Annotated in this window: 2 protein-coding genes; both read left to right on the top strand. The window is 70.6% G+C overall.

From position 1 onward, the window contains the following. On the top strand, positions 1-2,118 hold a 2,118-nt coding region (tkt, locus tag ACFYE1_RS17230), incomplete at its 5' end, for a transketolase (RefSeq protein ID WP_387745701.1). Between the two features lie 55 nt (positions 2,119-2,173). Then, positions 2,174-2,701: transaldolase family protein (locus ACFYE1_RS17225; protein ID WP_387745698.1), on the top strand; the 528-nt coding region annotated here is incomplete at its 3' end.

The raw sequence follows: 2,701 nt of genomic DNA, 5'->3' as shown, positions 1-2,701 counted from the left end.
TTGACCTGGACCGATGTGGATCGGCGTGCTGTGGACACGGTGCGGGTGCTGGCCGCGGATGCGGTGGAGAAGGTGGGCAACGGGCATCCGGGCACGGCGATGTCGTTGGCTCCGGCGGCGTACTTGTTGTTCCAGAAGGTGATGGTCCACGATCCCACCGATGACCGGTGGACGGGCCGTGACCGGTTCGTCCTGTCTCCGGGGCACACCTCGTTGACGTTGTACCTGCAGCTGTTCCTGTCCGGCTACGGCATGGAGCTGGAGGACATCGCCTCGTTGCGGACCTGGGGATCCAAGACCCCGGGGCACCCGGAGTACCGGCACACCACCGGGGTGGAGATCACCACCGGCCCGCTGGGCCAGGGCCTGGCCTCGGCGGTGGGTTTCGCCTACGCCCAGCGCTACACCCGCGGCCTGTTCGACCCCGACGCCGCCGCCGGGACCTCCCCGTTCGACCACACCGTCTACGTGATCGCCTCCGACGGGGACCTGCAGGAGGGGATCACCTCGGAGGCGTCCTCGCTGGCCGGGGTGCAGGAGCTGGGCAACCTGGTGGTGATCTACGACGACAACCACATCTCGATCGAGGACGACACCGACGTGGCGTTCACCGAGGACGTGTGCGCCCGGTATGCCGCCTACGGGTGGGACGTGGCGAGGGTGGACTGGACGAAGACCGGGGACTACGTCGAGGACGTCGAAGAGCTCCACGCCGCGATCCTGGCCGCCAAGGCGCAGACGGCGAAGCCCTCGCTGATCGCGCTGCGCACGATCATCGGCTGGCCGGCCCCGGGCAAGCAGAACACCGGGGGGATCCACGGCTCCAAGCTCGGGGCCGAGGAGGTCGCCGCGACCAAGGAGGTCCTGGGCTTCGACCCGCAGGCCTCCTTCGTGGTGGAGGAGGAGGTCTTCGCCCACACCCGCTCCATCCAGGACCGGATGAAGGCCGTGCGCCAGGAGTGGGAGCAGGACTTCGCCGCCTGGCGGGCGGCGAACCCTGACAAAGCGGCCCTCTACGACCGGATCCGGGCCGAGGAGCTGCCGGCGGACTACGCGCAAGTCTTCCCGGTCTTCGAGGCCGGGGTGGACGTGGCGACCCGGTCGGCCTCGGGCAAGGTGCTCAACGCGATCGCCGGCACCTTCCCGGAGCTGTGGGGCGGCTCAGCCGATCTGGCCGGGTCCAACAACACCACGATCGAGTCCGCGGCCTCCTTCATCCCGGAGGCCCGGTCCACCGCGAAGTGGTCGGGGGATCCGTACGGGCGGGTGCTGCACTTCGGGATCCGCGAGCACGCCGCGGCGGCGATCGTCAACGGCATCACGATGTCCTCCCAGACGAGGGCGTTCTCCGGGACGTTTCTGATCTTCTCCGACTACCAGCGCCCGGCGGTGCGCCTGGGCGCGCTGATGCGGGTCCCGTCGATCTACGTGTGGACCCACGACTCGATCGGTCTCGGCGAGGACGGGCCCACCCACCAGCCCGTGGAGCAGCTGTCCTCGCTGCGGGCGATCCCGGGTCTGGACGTGGTGCGCCCGGCCGACGCCAACGAGACCGCGATCGCCTGGCGGACGATCCTGGAGAACCGGCACGGCCCGGCCGGGATCGCCCTGACCCGCCAGAACGTGCCCACCTTCGCCCGGGCCGACCTCCACCCCGAGGCCGACGGGGAGAAGTTCGGCTCCGCCGAAGGGGTCGCCCGCGGCGGCTACGTCCTGGCCGAGGCTCCCGGAGGTCAGGACCCGGAGGTGGTGCTGATCGGCACCGGCTCCGAGGTGTCCCTGGCCGTGGAAGCCCGGCAGATGCTCCAGGCGCAGGGGGTGGCCGCCCGGGTGGTGTCCATGCCCTGCCGGGAGTGGTTCGACGCCCAGGACCCCGACTACCGCGAGACGGTGCTCCCGGCGTCCGTGCGGGCGAGGGTGTCGGTGGAGGCCGGGATCGCGATGTCCTGGCACGACATCCTCGGCGAGCACGGGCGGGCGGTGTCCCTGGAGCACTTCGGGGAATCGGCCGACTACCAGAGGCTCTACCGCGAGTTCGGCATCACCGCCGAGGCCGTGACCACCGCCGCCCAGGAATCCCTCACCGCCGCCCGGGCCAGCGCCCCCGCGAGCCGCTGAGCTCCGGCGCGCACCGACCGACCACTCTCCCCCGAGCACGAGGACTGACAGGAACATGACCACTCCCACCCAGAAGCTCTCCGACGCCGGTGTCTCGATCTGGCTCGACGACCTCTCCCGCGAACGCCTCAACTCCGGCGGGCTGCAGCAGCTGATCGACGAGAAGAACGTCGTGGGCGTGACCACCAACCCCACGATCTTCGCCGCCGCCCTCGCCAACGGCGAGGCCTACGCAGGACAGGTGAAGGAACTCGCCGCCGCCGGCACCGACGTGGACGAGGCCGTGCTGGCCATCACCACCGACGACGTGCGCGAGGCCTGCGACCTCTTCGCCCCCATCGCCTCGGCCACCCAGGGCGTGGACGGGCGGGTGTCCATCGAGGTCGACCCCCGCCTGGCCCAGGACGCCGAGGCCACCGCGGCCATGGCCCAGCGCCTGTCCCAGACCATCGACCGGGACAACGCCCTGATCAAGATCCCCGCCACCGAGGCCGGGCTGCCCTCGATCACCGCCACCATCGCCGAGGGGATCTCCGTCAACGTGACGCTGATCTTCTCCCTCGAGCGCTACCGCGCGGTCATC

It is taken from the genome of Kocuria nitroreducens (genome assembly GCF_042879195.1).
Taxonomy (GTDB): Bacteria; Actinomycetota; Actinomycetes; order Actinomycetales; family Micrococcaceae; genus Kocuria; species Kocuria nitroreducens.
Note: the sequence above shows the minus strand (reverse complement) of the source record. Positions and strands in the feature narration are given on the sequence as shown.